The 21,621-nt window shown below is 50.0% G+C and carries 6 protein-coding genes; all 6 read left to right on the top strand.

Features of this window, described 5'->3' with window-relative positions; translation table 11 throughout:
• Positions 1 to 77: 77 nt before the first annotated feature.
• From KAI36_RS05820 to KAI36_RS05845, 6 genes are read left to right on the top strand one after another with little or no spacing between them, the layout of a single operon-like run.
• Positions 78 to 7,700 carry an amino acid adenylation domain-containing protein gene (locus KAI36_RS05820; RefSeq protein WP_220027226.1) on the top strand — a complete coding sequence of 2,541 codons (7,623 nt, stop codon included), beginning with the start codon at positions 78 to 80 and terminating at the stop codon, positions 7,698 to 7,700.
• The gene (locus tag KAI36_RS05825; protein WP_220027227.1) at positions 7,697 to 12,619 is read left to right on the top strand and encodes a condensation domain-containing protein; all 4,923 of its coding nucleotides are present in this window, start codon (positions 7,697 to 7,699) and stop codon (positions 12,617 to 12,619) included. Before KAI36_RS05820 ends, KAI36_RS05825 begins: the two co-directional genes overlap by 4 nt.
• A gap of 31 nt (positions 12,620 to 12,650) precedes the next feature.
• Entirely contained in the window at positions 12,651 to 13,862 is a 1,212-nt protein-coding gene (locus tag KAI36_RS05830; protein ID WP_220027228.1) for a pyridoxal phosphate-dependent aminotransferase, read from the top strand.
• A gap of 5 nt (positions 13,863 to 13,867) precedes the next feature.
• A complete protein-coding gene (locus KAI36_RS05835; protein ID WP_220027229.1) occupies positions 13,868 to 15,892 on the top strand; it encodes a non-ribosomal peptide synthetase in 2,025 nt (674 codons plus the stop codon).
• Between the two features lie 3 nt (positions 15,893 to 15,895).
• The gene (locus tag KAI36_RS05840; RefSeq protein ID WP_220027230.1) at positions 15,896 to 19,930 is read left to right on the top strand and encodes a type I polyketide synthase; all 4,035 of its coding nucleotides are present in this window, start codon (positions 15,896 to 15,898) and stop codon (positions 19,928 to 19,930) included.
• Positions 19,931 to 19,971: 41 nt separating this feature from the next.
• A complete protein-coding gene (locus tag KAI36_RS05845; RefSeq protein ID WP_220027231.1) occupies positions 19,972 to 21,606 on the top strand; it encodes a carbamoyltransferase N-terminal domain-containing protein in 1,635 nt (544 codons plus the stop codon).
• Positions 21,607 to 21,621 lie beyond the last annotated feature (15 nt).

The raw sequence follows: 21,621 nt of genomic DNA on the forward strand, positions 1-21,621 counted from the left end.
GAGATTATCAACTGAAAAATAGGGTAGATTCGTCAGCTCATGAAGACCTGAAACGGTTGACAGAGAGGGGAGTGTGTATGGACAAAAGTACACATTTGAAAGGCCGGATCATTGAAGAATATTGGATGAAAAAATGGTCTCAAGACCTGCCGAGGGAATTATTGCCTACAAGCAGAAGCAAGTATAACCATCAGCCGGAGGCTCGCAAGGAAACGCTCGAAATGGTTATTCCCAGGGAAACGATTCATCAATTGGATCAAATGTCGAAGGGCTCGGAGTTGGGACGTTTTATTTTGTTCCTGACGGCGCTGTCAGGGCTGGTCTATCGCTATTCGCAGTCAGAGGATATTTGTATCGGCACGACGACGCTTATACAGTCCGAACCAAAGCCGGGAAATGTACTTTTTCTCAAGCCGCGGGTTCAGGGAAGCCGAACCTGGCGTGAGCTTAACGAAGACATGAAGGCCGAGTTTTCTCGAACGCTGAATCATCAGGATGTTTCTGTGCCCCTTCTCTATAACAAATGGACATCCGTTCAGGGGAGAGAACTGCAAGAACTGTGGCAACTGGCATGTGTGGATGAGGGATTACAAACGGTGACTGAGGACCTGGATCGGTTTGATCTGATGATCAAGCTTGTACCAAACGAAGAAGGTCGAATGCTGCAACTGGTTTATCGGCCTGAGGTGTATTCGTTGTCCCTAGTCCAATCCTTTGCTGCAAATTTGCTGTATGTTCTGGCTCAATGGCCTGAGAAATCGGCGGTCTCTCTGGAGGATGATGCGGCAAATATGCTGGCTCCACAGCAACGAGAGCTTCTGGTACATGGATTAAATCAGACGGCTGTAGAGCTGCCGGGTATGACCTTGCTGCATCAATTGTTCGAAGAACAGGTGAGGAAAACGCCTGAACAAGCTGCTGTAGTCGAGGCAGGGTATCGCATTAGCTATAGAGAGCTAAATGCGAAAGCAAATCAGCTGGCGCGTACTTTACAACATCACGGAGTGGGATCGGATGATATCGTGGGCATCATGGCTGAGCCGACGACGGAGGTCATCATTGCCATCTTAGCGGTATTAAAGGCTGGAGCGGCGTATTGTCCGATAGATCCGACGTTTCCAGTAGAGCGGGTACAGCAGCTTTTAACGGATAGTCGGATGGAGTTGTTGATCTCACCTCCACAGCATGTGGATACCCATACTTTTCAAGGAACAGTGCTTGATCTATCCAATCCTGCGTTATATGCGGGGGAGCCGTCCAATCTACCGTTTGAGGGTAGACCTGATCATACAGCGTATGTCATATACACATCAGGCTCGACGGGAGCGCCCAAAGGGGTGGTGATAGAGCATCGTCATATTGTCAATCAATTGGCTGGACTGAAACGCAGCTATGACTTCCATGAACAGTTGAGACATGTTTTGATGGCTCCGTTCACATTCGATCCCTCTGTGCAGCAGATTTTTTTACCGTTAGCTACAGGCGGGACACTGTATCTGATTCCGAAAGAAGCCAAAACTGATCCAAGCGCCTTTTGGGGACTGGTACGGAAGGAACGGATTAACGTGTTGAATACCGTACCTTCACTGATGGAAGTGCTGTTGGAACAGGTGACAGATATCGAACATCACTTTGCCTTTATCATGGTGGCAGGTGAGGTTTGCAGCGGCGAGCTGGTACAGCAATTACGCGATAAGCTGAACATAGACAAGCTGCTCAATATTTACGGCCCGACGGAAGCGGCTATTAATACGACTCTGTATGAATGCCTGCCTGCAGAGCAGCGAGCAACATTACCCATAGGTAAGCCTCTGTTGAATTATCAGGTATACGTTCTGGATCCACAGCAACGCTTGCTGCCCTTCGGAGCTACTGGAGAGCTGTTCATCGCTGGCGCTGGACTGGCGCGCGGCTACTTATACAATCCACGCTTGACGGCAGAACGCTTTGTGCCGAATCCGTTTGGGACCGAAACAGAACGGATGTATAAAACAGGCGATCTGGTGAGATGGCTGGCTGACGGAAATCTGGAGTTTGTCGGCAGGTCCGATGATCAGGTTAAGATCCGAGGGATGCGTGTGGAGCTGGGGGAGATTGAATCTGTTCTCAGAAGTCATCCGTTCATCAAAGAAGCCGTGGTCATTCCGCATGGATCAGAGGAACGAACCGAGGATCTTGCTGCCTTTTATACCTTGAAAAAATCGGGAGCCAGGCAAGAATCTCCGGTCGGAACGAGCGATGTCCAGTCGTACTTGAAGCAGCATGTACCGGGCTATATGGTCCCGGCTCATATCGTCTGCTTGGAGTCCATGCCCGTCACAGTGAACGGCAAGGTGGATAAAAAAGCGTTGCCTCTGCACCAGATTGTAATTACCGAAACCCGTGCATATGTGGCACCACGTAATGAGCTGGAAGAACAGCTGGCGGAGATCTGGAAGAAGCTGCTGGTCGTACCTGTCGTTAGTGTGGAGGAAAGTTTTTTTGAAGCAGGTGGAAATTCGTTGTCTATCGTGCGACTGCAAAGCAGAATCCACCATCTGCTGAAAGTTCAGCTGACGATTCCGCAGCTCTTTACACATCATACGATCGCCATGCAGGCTAAAATCATTCAGTTCGGCGGTGTAGAGCAACCTACTGAAGTCCTTCGCAAAACGGAAACAAAACGACTACATACCCACAGACCTGAGCTTGGAAGCAAGGGGCGAAACGGTGATGTTGCTGTGATTGGCATGGCTTGCCGTTTCCCTATGGCGGACAATTGCGATGACTTCTGGGACAATCTGTGTCGCGAGGTGGATGCCGTCCGCGACATTCCGGCCCATCGGTTACAGGATATTGCTCAGAGTTCAGATGATGTAGTCGGGCAGTCAAGATCGTTGCCGCAAGGGGCATATCTGGATCGAATTGATGGCTTTGATGCATCGTTTTTTCAAATATCCCCTAATGAAGCACGGATGATGGACCCGCAGCAGCGTCTACTGTTGCAGGTTGTATGGGAAGCGATGGTGAATGCGGGATACTCGGAAAAAGAGGTGTATGGCTCGAAGACAGGAGTGTTCATAGGGACAGGCACACCGCAATATGTGGACCTTATGCCACAGGTAGAGCCTTCCGCAATTCCGGGGAATTTGCAGGCTGTGATTGCTGGACGGATTGCTTATGTCTTCAATTGGACAGGCCCGGCGGAGGTTGTTGATACAGCTTGTTCCTCTTCACTCATCGCCGTGCATCATGCGGTACAGGAGATAACGTCCGGCGGTTGTGAAATGGCTGTGGCTGGTGGTGTCAATCTGTATCTGTCGATGGTGGATGAAAATCTCTTCAATATGGGAATCGCCTCACCTGATGGAAAGACGAAGGCGTACGACGCATCGGCAGATGGTACAGGCGGTGGCGAAGGGGTTGGCGCTGTTGTACTGAAGTCACTGGAGCAGGCGGTGGCTGATGGTGATTATATTTACGCAGTAATCAAAGGAAGCGCAGCTAACTCGGATGGTCGCTCCAACGGGATCACAGCTCCCAATGCGGCAGCGCAGGCTGAAGTGATTGAAGAGGCCTGGAAGCGTGCGGAGATTGATCCGCAGACGGTTTCTTATATCGAAACGCACGGAACAGGCACCAAGCTAGGTGATCCTATTGAAATGGAGGGCATTACACGGGCTTTTGGACGGTACACAGATCGTAAGCAGTTCTGTGCGGTAGGCTCCGTCAAAAGCAATATCGGGCATCTGGATTCAGCGGCAGGGATTGCTGGGTTTATAAAAGCAGTGCTGGCCATCACCAAGCGTCAGATTCCAGCATCCCTTCATTTTAAAGTGCCTAACCCACATATTGATTTTGCAAATTCTCCGGTTTATGTTGCTCCGTCACTTCAGGAATGGACGCCAGACTGCGGAATTCGTCGTGCAGGGGTAAGCTCCTTTGGCTTGAGCGGAACGAACTGCCATGTTGTGCTGGAGGAATATGCGATCCAAAGAGAAGTCCCTTCTCTGGGCGAGGAATATGTATTCACCTTGTCAGCCCGGACTGAACAAGCGCTCTACGCTTATGCCGACAGGTTTGCAGCTTATCTGGGAAATACCAACGAAGTTTTGGCAGACATTTGTTACTGTACCAATATCAGCCGTGGAAACGACGCCTGCCGTTTGGCTACCGTTGTCGGCTCGCAGGAAGAATTACGGCGTAAGCTCATGCTGTTCGTGGAGCAGAGCGATCATGATGCAGCTTCGGCATTACCGGATCGCGAACGAATATACGTAAATACGACAGCAAAAACAGGGAACAGCCCTGAGCCGTATAGGGTACACCCTGCGGAATCGCTGGAGCATATGGCAAAGGCGTATATGCAAGGAAGGGAGCTGGAGTGGGAGGACTATTATCACGGACAAAACCGGGTGCGAGTCCCTCTTCCAGGCTACCCGTTTGAAGAGAAGCGCTACTGGGTTGGACCCAAAGTTCAGCAACCACCGCATGTACCAACTAGTGCGGAATTGACCCCTGACACGCAGGAGGAAGCTCCTGATTTCTGGCAGGCTACCGAGGCGGTTTTCCAATTTGGTGAACGGTTATTGGAAGAGAGCGGCTTTACGGTAGTACAGGGCTATAAAAAGGCGGTTGATGAATTTGCGGCCCAGCTTATTATCGGATTATTCAGACAATGGGGGACGCTCACGGAACCCGGAAAAGTATATAAAGAGCCAGAAATGTTGCATACGATAGGGATTACTTCCACATATCAGCGTCTATTTCGGTTCATGCTGCGTTTCGTGGAAGAACAGGGTTACATCTGCATTGACGGTGATAATATCACGCTAACCCTTGAAGGGTCAGCTCCCGATCTATCGGCCTTATGCACCCAATACGTGGAACAATATCCGGCATTTGCGGGAACCTTCAAGGTGTTGAAGTATTGTCTGGACGCCTATCCGGCTGTGCTGACTGGGAAAAGGTCACCCCTGAGTGTGCTGTTTCCCGATGGCACACCGCAATTCCTGGCGGGCTTTGCCAATCAGGGACGTACACTGGGCGATCTGTGTGAGACGATGGCGCTGGACGCATTAAAGCAGCATATTTTAGCACAAGCGGGAAAACGGCTCCGCATTCTGGAAGTCGGGGCTGGCTCGGGAACGGTGGGCAAGGTCCTTTTCCCAGCCATAGCAGATCGTCAAGTCGAGTATTGCTACACCGATTTGGGCCGGGGCATCATTTTGGAAGCGCAAAAGCAGTTTGCAGCTTACCCGTTTGTTCGATATCAGACTTTTAATATTGAAGAAGATCCTTTGGCACAAGGCTTTGCGCCAGAACAGTTTGATATCATTATTGGCCTGAATGTAGTTCATGCCACGAGCCGTTTGCGGACGTCCTTGTCCCAGTTGAAAAAGGTGCTTGCTCCTGGTGGAGCCCTGTTTATGATCGAAAAAGTGCAGAACGAGCCTGCGGAAAATCTCGTCTGGGGCATGACGGAGGGATGGTGGCTGTTCGAGGATCAGGACATACGAAAGGATTCTCCGCTGGTTCAGACGGAAACATGGGGGCAGTTGTTGAAGGAAGCGCGATTCACGGAGGTACGGACCTTTCCTATGCATTTGCCAAACCGTGCCGAGGCCGAAACCGCGCTGATTATCGGTCGAATGAGCGAGCAAGAACAAGTGAGCAGGGTTGAAGATTTAATGTACCGTGTTCGGTGGATTAAAAAAGAACTGAAGAAGACAAGAGAAGGAGCGCTGGCTCAAGGAAACTGGTTAATCTTCCAAGACAAGCTGGGGATTGGTGAGGAACTGGTGCAACGCTTGACGCGCTCCGGTCATCATGTGGTGACTGTAGAGGCTGGGCAAAGGTTTGAAAAACGGAACGATCATCAGTACACCATCCAGCCGGGTGTAGAAGCAGATTATATTCAACTCATGAATGAACTGGGACAACGTAACCAGCGCTTGAACGGTATCGTTCATCTCTGGACCTGTACAGTCACCCCGGCAACCCCAGTCAACATTGAAACAGTGGATGCAGGTTTGGAGTCAGGTGTCTATAGTCTTTATTTTCTTACTAAAGCATTACTGCATCAGGGTTTGCATGAAACGCTGGACTTGCGGGTGGTTTCGAACTTTACCCAGCGGATATCGGACGAACAGCATGTAGCACCTGAAAAAGCGGCGATTCACGGTTTGGTCAAAGTTATTTCTCAGGAGCATCCACAATTGCAATGCTTCGGACTGGATGTCGAAACGCTCCACCACACCAACGAGCAAATGGCGGATCTGATCATGACCGAGCTGCAAGAAAACAAAACAGATTCATTCGTTGTTATCCGTCAGGAGCGCTACATCCAAGGTATGGCCCGTCTCGAATCGGATACGGTAAGCACTCCAGATAATCGGAATCATCCGAGTGTTCCACCCCGGCGTTCCATCACCGTTCGTCCGGGTGCAGTGTATGTCGTGACTGGAGGCGCAGGGGGATTAGGACTGGAGGTTAGCCGGTATTTATCCGAGCAAGCTCCGATTCATCTAGTCATCGTGAACCGAACGGAGCTGCCGGAAAAATCGCAATGGTCACACATCATAAATGATCCGGTGCAAAGGAAAGCTGATACCCCAACTTACCGTAAGCTTTCTGCCTTTGCAGATATGGAAAAACACGGCTCACAGGTGCATTATTACGCGGGAGATGTGGCTGATTATAGGCAGATGCAACACATTTTTGGCGATGTACACGCTCGTTATGGCCCCGTTAAGGGAGTCGTTCATTGTGCGGCAGCTAGCGGCGACACCAGTCATCCGCTGGAGATTCAGAATTTGGGCGATTTTGGAAAGGTGCTTCGCCCCAAAATTCACGGAACGCTGGTGTTGGATAAGCTTCTGGCGGAACAAGAGACAGATTTCTTTGTTTTGTACTCCTCGGTAGCCTCGCTATGGGGCGGAGCTGGCGGTGGAGATTATGCGGCTGCCAATGCGTTTATGGATGCCTTCAGCGCACAGCGTAACATGCGGGGGCAAACGACGCTTGCGATCAACTGGTATGCGTGGGAGGGACTCACTGGACCAGGGTGCATGGACTATATGCCTGTATCAGATGCGCTGGCTGCTTTCTGCATGAGCTTGTCTTATCCGCTGGATCAGGTGGCCATCGGCAAGTTTGATACACAGAAGCTGCGTGAATGGGCGCCGATGATGAAAATTCAGCTTGCGCCGGATATGTTGACGAGTCGACGCCGAGCTGTAGCTAAATCCACCAAGGAAGCAGGAGCTCTGCCATCTGTCGATCCTAACCGTTTGGTGACAGATGTGAAGGTCAGTCTGAAAGGGAAAACAACAGAGCCTTACACAGAACTGGAACAGCAGATCGCTCAAATATGGGCAGAGGTGCTGGGATACGAGGAAATTGATGTAGGTCAACATTTTTTTGAAATCGGTGGGGATTCCTTGCTTATTTTGAAAGTGCTGAGTCTTCTGAATGAACGGGTTGATCCCGAAGTGGAGGCCGGGGATTTGTTCTCGTACGGTACAGTTGCGCAGCTGGCGCAGTTTATGGAAAACAGGCATGCCGCCAGCACGAGAGAAGTGACGGACGTAGAACCGCACTTACAGGTTGAAGTTTCCGGCGCGGACGAAGCGGACGAGGATTTACGAAGCCTGATCAAGCGTGTAAAGGAGGACGCTATTTCAGTGGATGAAGCTATGAAAGGATATGAAAGCATATGAGGGATACGTTTGTTGAAGCCATTTTGCAGCTTGTAGCCAAACAGGAATTATCCGAAGAGCATGCGTATTCTCTGATCAAGCAATATCAGGTTCGGCTCAAAACTGCTTCATCGTCCGCAGCCCATGATGGAATAAACCGCAACAGGGATATAGCCATCATCGGCGTAGCCGGGCGGTTCCCGCAAGCAGATACTAAGGAACAATATTGGAGTAATCTGGTCAACGGTTTGAATGGGATACGAACGTTTCCTAGCTCACGTTTGGAGCAGATTCGTCCCTTTTTGGATGAAGAGAATCAAGGGCCATATATGCCGGCAGGCTATTTGGAGGAAGTTGATACGTTTGACACGGCATTTTTTAATATTCTTCCGGGTGAAGCCAAATACATGGACCCGCAGCAGCGTATGTTCATGGAAACCGGTTATGAGGCCATTGAGGACGCAGGATATGGCGGGGAACGCATTCGTGGCTCACGGGTGGGTGTATATGTCGGCTATAGTGAAGCGCGATACAAGGAGCTGATCGAAAGCGAGTCGTCCACCGCCTTTGTCGGGAATTTCCCGCCAGTTATCGCAAGCCGTCTCGCTTATGCGCTGAATCTGTCCGGTCCTGCATTGAGTGTAGCCACCGCCTGCTCGTCTTCCCTGGTTGCCTTGCATCTTGCATGTGAGGGATTACGCGCTGGAGATTGCAGCATGGCTTTGGTGGGTGGGGTAGCCATTGGTGCGTTACCCACCAGGATGGAGCCGGGCGGGCTTGGGATTACTTCTCCGCAAGGACAATCACGCAGCTTCGACGCGGATGCCGACGGTACGGGATGGGGCGAAGGTTGTGGCGTTGTTCTGATCAAGCCCCTGGAGCAAGCCGAGAGGGATCACGATTATATTTACTCCGTGATTAAAGCAAGTGCCATCAATCAGGATGGTGCCTCCAACGGATTGGCCTCCCCGAATGCCCGAGCTCAGGAAGAAGTGATTGTAGAGGCGTGGAAGCGTGCGGGCATTGACCCTTCCACGATCTCTTACATCGAGGCTCATGGAACGGGGACCAAAATTGGAGATCCGATTGAAATTAAGGGGATTACAAATGCCTTTCGCAGGTATACGCAAAACAGACAATTTTGCGGTATCGGCTCGGTCAAAAGCAATATCGGTCATCTTGATTCCGCTTCAGGCATGGCAGGATTAATCAAAATGATCATGGCTTTACAGCATAAGCAGCTTCCGCCCACCCTGCATTTTGCTTATCCGAATCCGTTGATGAACCTGCATAGCTCTCCGGTCTATATCCATACGAAGCTAACCGAATGGCGAAGTAAGGACGGAATACCACTGAGGGCGGGTATCAGTTCATGGGGGTTAAGCGGAACAAATTGTCATGTGGTGCTGGAGGATTATCAGGGGAGCAGGCCCTCCCTTTCTTCGTCCTCCGATCTACCCTGCGGTGGGGAACGTGTATTTACCCTTTCGGCATACAGTGAGGATTCACTGCGAAGATTGACTGCCCGATATATTGATTTTTTGGAGAGTGACGATATTCCCTCTTTGGAAAATATCTGTTACGTCCTGAATACGGGCAGAGAGCATCATGCTTATCGGCTGGCGATTCCGGTCACGGATCGACGCAGTCTTTGGACAAAGCTCAAACAGGCTTACGATGCTTTGGTTCGTCAGGATGGAACCGGGCTGGAGCAGCAGGGGATTTTCTGCACCATTTGCAGCGAGTCCCTGGCAGAAATGGCGCTGGATACAGATGATGCCCGGATGATTGCCCGGCGATATGTTGCTGGGGAGAACAGGCGCTGGGCGGAGGATTACCCGGCAGGTGGGTGTGTCAAAGTACCCTTGCCTGCATACGCTTGGGAGAAGCAACGATATTGGGTGGAGCCGCCGATCCAACGTCGAAGCAGCAATCGCGATGAACAGGTATCAGCTTATAGCGAAGCACGCGTTTCCTTTGGTGACGGATATGTTCCGACGGAAACAGAAGACAGGCTGGCACGTATCTGGGGCCGAATTTTAGGCATTGACGAACTGTCTGTGGATGCGGATTTCTTCGAACTAGGCGGGGATTCTCTGCTGGCAACAGATCTGATTACTGCCATAAGCCATGTATTCCATACACGAATTACATTGGTTGATTTGTTTGGACATCCCTGCATTCGTGAGCTTGCCCAGCTTATTTCAGGCGGCGAAAAAAAATCGGATTACCAGTCCATTGAACCTGTGCCTCCACAAGCATTTTATCCCGTATCCAATGCGCAGCGCCGTCAGTTTATTTTGAAGCAGCTGGCAGAAGGCAATTTGAGTTACAACATGCCCGGAGCGGCTACGATCACGGGACGCTTGGATGTGGAACGCTTTAAAGCTGCTTTTGCTGCAATCATTCGTCGCCATGAATCCTTTCGGACGGTGTTTGATGTTGCGGAGGATGAAATTGTGCAAAGTGTTCTTCCGCAGGCTGAGCTTGCTATATCGCTGGGAGTGGCTCCAAAGGGAGCAGATGTGCAAAAGCTAATGGAGGAATTTGTCCAGCCGTTTTCCCTAGGAGAGGCTCCTTTACTTCGGGTACGCTTGCTGCGATTAACGGAAGAATGTGATGAAGAGGACAAGCATTTGCTGATGTTTGATATGCATCATATTGTTTCGGATGGCGTTTCCATGGAGATCCTCATTCGGGAATTTACCAGTCTTTATGCCGGGCAGAACCTGCCGCCGCTGCGTATCCAATATAAGGACTACGCTGTATGGCAAAATGCTTTTCTGCAAAGTGAGCAGATGCTGCAACAGGAGCAATTTTGGCTGAGGACGTTAACGGAAGGACTGGAGTCAGGATTGCCTATTCTGAAAATGCCCAGTGACCATCCACGGCCGCCTGTGATGACTTTTGAAGGGGGGGTGTACTCGTTCACGATTGACAAAGTGGTCGCTGAACGCTTGCGAGCGATGGGGCAGGAGCATGGCGCTACGCTGTATATGACGCTTCTTGCTGTATACAATGTGCTGCTTTATCAATACACAGGGCAGGAGGATGTCATTGTAGGCTCCCTCATTGCCGGCAGACGTTATGCGGGTGTAGAGCATACGATAGGGCTTTTTACCAACTACTTGCCTATTCGTAACACTCCAGCGGGTGAGCGTCGCTTTGCGGACTTCTTAAAGGAGGTGGCTCATCGCACCATAGCCGCGTATGATCATCAGGATTATCCATTTGAAAAGATGGTGGAGCATCTGGATCAGAAACGTGATCTTTCACGCAACCCTATTTTTGACACCATGCTTATTTTACATAATCAGGGGATGCAGAAAACCCAATTTACGATGGGAGATTTAACGCTGAACATGGTGGACTGGGCCAAGCACAGTTCAACCATGGATTTGAAGCTCGACATTTTTCAGGGAATGCAAGGGGAACTGAATTGTACCTTCGAGTATTATTCCCGTTTGTTTCACGAACAGACGATCACTGCGCTGGCAGGACATTTGCTCAGCCTGATCGACCAGATTGTGGATCAGCCTGAGCAACCTTTAGCGGATTACCGGATTTTTTCACCTGAGGAAGCGGAGAACTTGAAACGGAAGTGGCAGGAAAAAGACTCCATTTTTGTGCTTCCTGCGATCTGCCCGGCACCGGAGGCTGAGCAGCACCCTTTGTCTTTTTACCAAAAGCAGATATGGCGACATCGAGGATCAACTCCTCATGTGATCGTTCATGCAGCGTGGAAAGGCAAGGTGGATCAGAGGTTATTTGTCAGGGTGCTGGAAGAACTGCAAGCCGAACACAGCACGCTCAGAACAACCTTTAGGGAAGAGACAGCCTGGCCGACTCAGCAGGTGCAGGCGTATCTTCCGTTGGATTGCAAATTCACGGATGTAATAGAGGGGAATGCAGCTTCTTGGGCGGAATATCAAGCGGCTGTGGAGTATCGAAACCCGTTCGAGTTACGACAAGGTCCGCTGTATCGGATACGCTTGGGTTGTGACAGCAACGAACGATGCCAATTGATCGTCGCCGTTCATCCATTACTAACGGAGTGCCTGAACCTGAAAGATTGGCTGGAACAACTGTTTATTCGCTATTCTGCTGCTGTTACGGATTCGGTAGTGGATACAGACCACATGTTTCAGTCCATCTCGCAGATTGATTTTACTTATTGGCAACAACGGTTGCTGCAGGAAGGATATTTGGAGCCTCAAAAGGCGTATTGGACTGAGACACTGCAAAAGCCGCTCCCTCCGATCGGATTGCCGTTCAAACGCGGGGAAGAAGCTTTTGTAACATCCGAGTGGACTTCTATTGAAGTGCCTCTCGCCACAGAGGAGACTGAAGCGCTAAAAGCTTTTGCCTCCAGTCATGAAGGTTCTGTTACGGACGTTCTATTCGCCTGTTATTTCCTGCTGCTGCGGCAATTAACGCATGCGGAGGAGCTTTTGATCTATGTCATGCATCCCGAAGGACATCCGGTTCAGGGGAGTGGAGTACCTTTACGTATCCAGCATCCTGTGCCAGTCAGAGTTTCTATGGAGGGACTTTCGTCGTTTAATCCTTTGCTAGAAAAAGTAAAGGACAAACATCAAGCTGCGCTTCAAGCTGTTTTATATCCGTTTCATTTGCTGCTGGACCCTAACGAGTTGAAGAGCGGGAGGGAGGGTTCATCCCGTTATAACGTCGTCTTTTGCACAGAGGATGGGACGAGATCTTTACCCGAGGTAGGGGTAGTGGGATTGCGTGTATACCCCTCAGAGCCAGCAGCACTGCAACTGTCAGTCGTGAAATCAACAACCGGACTGATCTGTTCCCTGAGGTGGAATACCGCTTTGCTGGAATCTTCCTATGTCCACTCTATGCTGGAAAGGTATCACAAAATAATCAAGACCATTGCTAGTAGTGTGTCCAACCTGTCCAAGGTATCCCATTAACGTGCGGTTCATTCAAAGGAGGCAATTACAAATGGAATTAAGATCATCTATTGAATTTTATGACAATCGGTTTTTAATGTTCGTTCTGGATCAAATGGCTTATGAATTTGAGAAAAGCGGCTCCAAAGAGGTCATTCGAATGACCTTGGGAAAATCCGAGCTACCTTTGCATGAGGATATCATTCAGTCGATGAAGGATGCGTTGGACACCTTTGAAAAAAGCTCGCTTGTATTTCCGCCGGGCTTGCCGGAATTAAAGGAAGCACTCGCGGAGGAATACAAGAAAACATATGATCTGGACATTAACCCTAACAATATCCTGATTAATGTAGGCACCAGCGCCTTGTTCCGAAATCTGTTTTATTTGCTGGCAAAAGAGGGGGATGAGGTTCTTTTACCGCGTCCGTACTATTCTCTGTATCATTTTTGCGCCCAATTGGTAGGGGCGAATGTTCGCTACTATGATATCAATTTGGAGACGCTGGCACTGGATCTGGATTCCTTTAAGGAAAATTTCACGGATAAAACTAGAATTGTAGTCATTAATTCGCCTGGTAATCCGCTAGGCAACATCTTAACAAAAGACGAGCTGTATGCCATTGATGAAATTATCAACGGTCAGGCAGTGGTCATTAATGATGAGATTTATGCCAATGTTTGCTTTGATGAACGAAGCACTTCGGTACTGGAGCTGACGGCTACCAAATCAGCCTTTATTACAACGAATGCTTTCTCCAAAGGATACCGGATGTACAGTCGGCGCGTGGGCTACTGTATCGTTCCTGACGAGCTAGTCACACCGCTCACGGTCATACAGCACCACACATTGCTGACAGCCGACCCTGTCGTGCAATTTGGTGCACTGGAAGCATTGGCACATCCCGAAGAGATTGAGCAGCTGGTCAGCTTGTATAAAGCAAGACGGGATTATACGGTGGAGCAATTCAATGAGGTTCCGCTCGTACGTGCTATCCCTGCACAAGGTAGCTTTTACTTCACACTTGATTGTGAAAAGTACATGGACGAGCACGGCATCGAAACGAGTTTGGAGCTGGCGGAACAAATTATGAGAGCCAAACAAGTGGCGACTGTACCAGGTTCTGATTTTGGATTGCCGAAAATGCTGCGCCTGTCCTACTCTACAACGCGATACAACGAAGGCATAGATCGCTTAGTGGACTTTTTCACAAACAGCTTGGTAGGTCAATCGGCTGTATCTGCTGCAATTCCGGTTCGGGAGTAGACCCTATGGATCTGGATTTTGATGCATTTGAAATTCTATCGGCAGAAGAGGAACGCGTCATTGCGGAGATGAATCAGACTGCAAAGCCTTATGAGGATCATGTTACGATTCCTGATTTGTTTGCCCGTCAGGTCGCAATCACACCACAGCAAACCGCTATTTATGAATACGGCTCCTCCATTACGTATGCCGAATTGGAGGAACAAGCGAACCGAATGGCCCGCCTGCTGCATGCAGCAGGTGTGCGGCCTAACCAGCGGGTAGCGGTGGTAGCGGAACGAGGAATTGAGCTTTTAGTGGCTATTTTCGGCGTATTAAAAGCAGGTGCAGCCTACGTGCCTATTGACCCGGACTACCCGAAAAAGCGGGTTCAATATATGCTGCGCGACAGTGCTTGCGGTGTGCTGATCACCGAGTCTGCCAAGCTGCAAGCGATGCTGGGAGATTTGCCGGAAAGCATGACGACGGTTGTTTGTCTTGACGAAACGAAGATGCGAGCAGATCGTCTGAAGGTGTATCAGCGGTCGGATTGGGAGCGCCAGGAGCAGGGCTCATGGGCGTGTCCTGCCGGTGAAAATGATCTTGCGTATTTGATATACACCTCAGGCTCTACGGGAGATCCCAAAGGAGTCATGATGACGCATAAAGCTGTGCTGAATACGCTCTTTTGGTTGCAGGATACCTTTTGTTTGACCGCAGAAGATGTGATTGCGCAGAAGACTTCTGCCAGTTTTACTGATTCGGTATGGGAATTCTTCTGGCCTCTGATATACGGAGCCAAGCTGTCCATATTCAGCTCGGATACGGTCAAAGATCCTCAACGGCTATATGAACAGCTCCGGGATGACAAGATTACTATTACCCAGTTCGTTCCGGCCCAGATGAGTCTCTTTCTGGATGCGGTTCCGACCGAAGAGACGGATCATCCGCTACCGGAACTTAAATGGGTATTCAATGGAGGCGAAGCCTTGCTCGTCAATGGGGTGCGGGACTGGTACAGCATATTCCAGCAAGCCAAGATTGCCAACATTTATGGTATGACCGAGTCGGCTATTTATGCAACCTGTTACCTGATTGACGCATCTCCGGCAGAGGGCGAATTGAGCATTCCGTTGGGAAGGCCCCTTGCGAACACGCATGTTTATATTTTGGACAAGGAGGGGCAATTGTGCCCCTTTGAGGTCAAAGGCGAAATATGCATCGGCGGGATTGGTCTGACGGAGGGGTACTGGAATAAGGCAGAAGCAACTGCCAAGGCTTTTACCCAGCATCCCAAAACAGGCGAACAGCTATATCGTACAGGTGATTTGGGCCTGTTACGGCCGGATGGCATTCTAGAGTATAGCGGCCGCAAGGATGATCAGGTACAGGTGCGGGGATATCGCGTAGAACTCAAAGAAGTGGAACGGGCCGTATCCGTTTTTCCAGGGATCAAGGAAACAGCCGTGATTGCCCAAACGGATGAGTTTGGTGTAACCAATCTCTTATGTTATTTTACTTCGCTGGAAAAAGGGCTCGAAGTGGATGATCTGACAACACACCTGCGTGAAATATTACCTGAGTATATGATTCCGGGATTTTTCATGGAACTGCTGGAGATGCCGCTAACTCCGAACGGGAAGATTGATCGCAAAAATCTGCCACAGCCGGAGGGCCGAGTTCACCGTTCAACCGCATATGTGGCGCCTCGCAATGAAAGAGAGCATATGCTGACGAAAATCTGGGCCGGAATTTTAAATATAAGCCCGGAGGACGTCGGCATCCATGACAGCTTTTTTGAAATCGGCGGCAATTCCATCTCGATTGTTCGGCTTCATCGAAAGATGAAGCACGCACTGGGCAGTGAGGCAACAGTAGCCGAGCTGTTTTCCTATCCTACGATTGCGGCGTATATGAATCACTTTGAAAATCAGTCCAAGGATGACGAACAGCTGGATCAAGATCTTATGAGCCTGCTGGATCAAATTGAAGATGGCTCACTGGATGTAAGCGAGTCTATACGGGCGCTGGACCATCTGAAGGAGGGATAACATATGAAACGGGTTCAGAATTATTTGCTAGCTCAGGTTGCTGCAAAACATCTCTCCAAGATAGAAGCTCTGCCGATGCTAAAAGAGCTATTCGAAAATGAGTCCAAAACGGTGAAGGTTGATGATATTGCCGTGGTTGGGATGGCCTGTCGTTTTCCGGGCGCAAATGGAACAGATGAGTTTTGGGATAATCTCGTGAACGGCATGGATGCCGTGAGGGACTTCCCAGAAAGCCGCAAGGCAGACGTGGACCGGCCTATTCGGGACTATTTTAAAGGTAAACGATATGCGCCGGAGATTAAGTATCGCAGAGGAGCCTATTTGGACCATATTGATCGTTTTGATGCGGATTATTTTAACATTACTCCTGCAGAAGCCAGGTGTATGGACCCTTTGCAGCGCATTTTCCTTGAAGTTACCTGGGAAGCGCTGGAGGATGCCGGCTATGCCGAAAAGGAATTGTACGGCTCACGAACCGGGGTATACGTAGGGGATACGGACGCCGATTACTTGCAACTGATTCAGAACATGGAGCCGTATGCCTTACCCGGCAATACCATTTCAGTCGTAGCCAGTCGGGTGGCCTACTTGCTGAATCTCGCTAGCGGCAGCCATCTGATTGATACCGCCTGCTCGGCATCTTTAGCTGCTGTGCATCATGCGGTCAAAGGACTGATTACTGGCGATTGTGACATGGCTGTAGCCGGCGGGCTGAACCTGACCTTATTTCCCGTAGATGAAGGGCTGGTCGATATCGGCATTGCTTCTCCCGACTCTGTTGCGCGCACCTTCGATGCCGCAGCGAATGGGACGGTATGGGGCGAGGGATTCGGGGTCATCGTACTGAAGACGCTGGAAAAGGCTAAAAAGGATCGGGATCATATCTACGCTGTCATTAAAGGCAGCTCCATGAATTCGGACGGAAAGTCCAACGGCATTACCGCACCAAGTGCCTTGGCTCAGACGGAGCTGATGAAGGAAGCTTGGCGTAATGCGGGTATCTCTCCGGAAACGGTAACCTACATTGAGGCTCACGGTACAGGAACTCGTCTAGGTGATCCGATTGAGATTGAAGGCATTACCAACGCCTTCCGCAGCTACACGGACAAGCGGCATTTTTGTGCCTTGGGTGCGGTAAAAACAAACATAGGACATTTGGATACTGCGGCTGGCATCGCGGGATTGATTAAAACGGTGCTGCTGCTGCAAAAGAAGGAGATTCCGGCAACCCTCCATTTTAACGAGCCGAATCCGCACATTAATTTCATTGAATCGCCTGTATATGTGAATACAGAGTTGGTTCCATGGGAGACGGAGGCAGGAGTGCCACGGCGGGCAGGAGTAAGTGCTTTTGGTCTAGCAGGAACTAACTGTCATGTCATATTGGAGGAATATGAGCAGGACGAGCAGAGCCAGTCCGCCAGTGGAGAAAACGTACCGTATGTATTTACGTTGTCTGCCAAGAGTAAAGCTTCCTTTGATGCTTTGGTTGACCGTTATCGTACGTTTTTGGATCGCACGGCTCATGCGCTGCCAGATATTTGTTTTACAAGCAATCAGGGACGGGGGCACTATGCTTATCGGCTTGCGATTGTAGTTACAAGTCTTGAAGAGTTAAGGGAAGGGCTGGAGCGATTTGCAAATGCAGATGAAGCTGCACGTCCAGCTTTAGCGGGAGAGGGGATATATTATACCCGCCTAACAACCCGTGAGGAGAAAAGCTTCAAGGTACAGCCTGACACCAGCCTAGATCGGGTTGTGGATGAATATATGCAAGGTAGCGAGATCAATTGGACAGCTCTGCATGATTTGGATCAAAGACATCGTGTTCCTTTACCTGTATATCCATTTGCAGGCAAGCGACATTGGGTGAATTATATCCCGGAGCATGCGATGGAGCATGTAGCAGATTCCCCAGCCTTGAGATCGGTACCGGAGAAGCAGGTTGACCAGTGGTTCTATGAACTGAATTGGATAGCCAGTCCGTTGACGGCTTCTGTCTCCCCAGAACGGTCGGCTACCAGCAAGTCATGGCTTATTCTGGCGGATGAAGAAGGCGTAGCTGCTTCACTTAGCGAGTTTATGAAGGATCGAGGACTCACACCTATTATCGTAGAGGCTGCATCTGATTATGCTGCCATAGATCCGAGTCATTATCAGATTCGTCCCGGCTATGCGGAGGACTATAACAGGCTGCTTGCAGCCGTGACCGAGGTTGAGACGCGAGGGGGAGCAGAACTTTCCGGTATCGTTCACTTGTGGACCTGCACCGAAATTCGCAGTCGCATGCGGCAGCTCGATGATTTGAATGAAAGTCAGGAGCAAGGGGCTTTAAGTCTTTTTTATTTGATGAAGGCTGTTCAAGCAAGCTCGATTCATCACCCGTTGGAAATCAAAGTCGTCTCGAACTACGCACAGCTGGTCGTAGCGGAGGATACATATGTGTTCCCGGAAAAAGCGCCTCTGTGGGGATTGATGAAGGTCATCTCGCAGGAATATAGCCAGCATCGTTGTAGCTGTATGGATGTAGAAACGATCGGACGCGACAATTCTGACATTGCTCAGGAAATCTTGCTGGAATTGGATCGGGACGAAGCAGATCAGACTTCAGCATGGCGAAGCGGTCAGCGGTATACGCAGCAGCTGGAACGGATGCAGCTTACAGCTCTTCCACATCGGAAGATTACAATTCGTGAGGGTGGCGTCTATCTGATTGCCGGGGGAGCCGGTTCAGTTGGACTGGAAACCTGCCGCTATCTTGCCCGGCAGGCGAAGGTTAAGCTCGTGCTGGTGAACCGTACTGTGCTTCCGGACCGGGATAGCTGGCAGGAACGAGCTGCGGGGCTGGATACCTCTGAAATTACGAAGAAAATCCGTGGACTGTTGGAGATTGAAAAGCTCGGCTCAGAGGTGAGCTACTATGCGGCAGATATCACGGATCTAGATGCAATGAAGAAGGTTGTGGATGATGTACACGCACGTTATGGCCCGATTCATGGGGTCATGAATGCCGCGATGCATTTGGAGGAAATTCGTCTGGAGCAGATGGATGCAGCCGGGTTCCAGCGAATCATGAAAGCCAAGGTAATAGGAACATGGGTGTTAAACGAGGTGACTAAGGATCAAACGCTGGACTTCTGGATTCTTTTCTCGTCAGTGGCTTCGCAGCTGGGAGGTGTAGGCTTGGGCAGCTACGCTGCTGCGAATGCATTTCTGGATCAGTATGCCCACTATCAGAGCCGTCGTGGCATGGAAATGATGGCGATTAACTGGTCGCATCTGGAGATGGGGGCTACATCGGACGAGCTGATGGATCAACGGATGTTATCTCAGCCGATTTCGTCGGAGGACTATGGCAAGCTGTTTGAACGGCTTTTGCAATATAAACTGACCCAAACGGTCATTGCCAACATTCGCAGCCAGGAGCTGGCTCAAGTGCTGACGCTGCTCAAGGTTCGCTTTTCCCCAGACTTAACAAAGGAAATTACAGAGCAAGCGCAGGGGCACAACGATCAAGAGTCTGAAGCCTACAGTCATCTGCTGGAGTCCTATCAAGAGCTGAAACAGTTCATTACCTCTAATGAAGCGCTGAACGATATGATCCAGCGAAATGTGAAGCTGGGTGCTAAATTTGTCTCCTTTGAGGCAGAGCTGTTTCGTACGTTACAGCCCAAGTCGGAGGCTGTGGACACCGGAGTGCACATGAACTCTCACATTCAAGTGACCTTGATCGGCCGTGATGGAGATGCGTATTCGAAAACAGAACGGCAGCTAGGTCAGATTTGGGGCGAGGTGCTGGGGCATGAGGAAATTAGCATACACCAGGACTTTTTTGAAAATGGAGATTCGCTGATGCTGATGAGTGTCATTGCTAAAATTAAAGACCAGCTGGCCATAGATGTACCGATTCAGGTCTTTTTTCAGGAGCCAACGGTGGCCGGGCTGGGAAGCTGGATAGATGAATCCAATCGTGTCGATTCCGAGGAATCCGATATCATTCCGGTATTACCACGTCATTTTGCTGAGGCTGAACAATAAAGCGGCTTTGTGTTGGGCTAACAGGTGAGGAGTGAAGGAACATGTTATTCTGCGGACTGAAATTAACGCATGATGGTAGTGTGGCCTTGATTGAGGATAACAAGCTTATTTTCAGCTACGAGGTTGAAAAATTCAATAACAACAAACGCTACAGCGAAATTCCTGATTTGGATTTTGTCGAGGAAGTGCTTAACCTGCATGGCTATACCTCGGCAGATGTGGATCGGTTTGTCATCGACGGTTGGGCCGGATTGAAGGAAAGCAAGGTGGACACGCGTTCCCATGGACAGGAGCTGTCTCTCACGGTTGCACCTTACCGCGAAGTATCGCTTTCAGCCGACGCGCTCCAAGCCTATTCGGGCAGTGGTCTTGCCATTGGCGGAAGAACCTACGACTATACCAGCTATATGCATTCAACCACACATATCGCCAGCACCTATTGTGCGAGTCCTTATGCGGTGAACAAGGAGCCGTCTTACACGCTCGTGTACGATGGCGGCATGTATCCGCGTTTTTATTACTTTGATCCAGCGAACGGAAAATTAGAAAATCTGGGTCCTCTCTTCATGTACATTGGCAACATTTATTCACTGTTTTCGCTGCATTTTGAGCCATTTCTTCGCGGAGGGCAAGGACCGCGCGTGGATGATCTTTCGGTAGCGGGCAAGGTCATGGCCTACATTGCCAAGGGACAGGTACGTCCAGAGCTGCTCGAACAGTTTGAGCTGACGTATGCACGGCATTTTTCACCCTCGCTGGAGTTTAACTGGACCTTTTCCCAGGAAATCAAGCGATATGTAGATGAGCATCATATTCCGCATGCAGACGCCATGGCGTCTTTCCATCAGTATTTGGAGCAGCTTCTCGTAACCTCGTTGGAGGCGAGTGTGACCAAGCATGGTCGGAAAACACGTAACTTTTGCTTTATAGGAGGTTGTTCTCTGAATATCAAATGGAACAGTGCAATTCGGGAAAGCGGATTATTTGACGATGTGTTTGTTTCTCCATTTACCAATGATACAGGCTCGGCTATTGGTGCTGCCTGTTGTGAAATGATTCATCAGACAGGTCATCCTCATTTGAATTGGTCTGTGTACAGCGGACCCATGGTCATTCAAAATGAGCCAGCAGAAGGCTGGGAATCACGTGCTTGTACGGTAGCACAGCTCGCGGAACTGCTGCATACGACAGATGATCCAGTCGTGGTGCTGAATGATCGGGCGGAACTGGGACCACGTGCTTTGGGCAACCGGAGTATACTGGCAGCTGCCGTTCAACCGGATATGAAAGACCGCCTGAATGCCATCAAGCAGCGGGAAGACTATCGTCCGGTCTCACCGATTTGTATAGAGGAGCATGCACCTGCTATTTTTTCACCGGGAACCCGTGATCCGTATATGCTTTTTGATCATATGTTGCGTGATGAATGGGTGGAACGCATTCCTGCGATCCGTCATCTCGATGGAACGGCACGCCTGCAGACGGTGAGTCGGGAGGATAATCCGCTGATCTATGATTTGCTGCATGCGTACGAGAATTTGAGCGGTATTCCAGTGCTGTGCAATACCAGCGCCAATCTGCTCGGCAGCGGCTTTTTCCCGGATGTACGTTCTGCAACCGAATGGAACGGAACCCGGTATGTCTGGTGCAATGAAACGTTATACGAAAAGCAGTAGCATATCCTCGAATAA

This window comes from Paenibacillus sp. S02, from assembly GCF_019454065.1.
GTDB lineage: Bacteria > Bacillota > Bacilli > Paenibacillales > Paenibacillaceae > Paenibacillus > Paenibacillus polymyxa_B.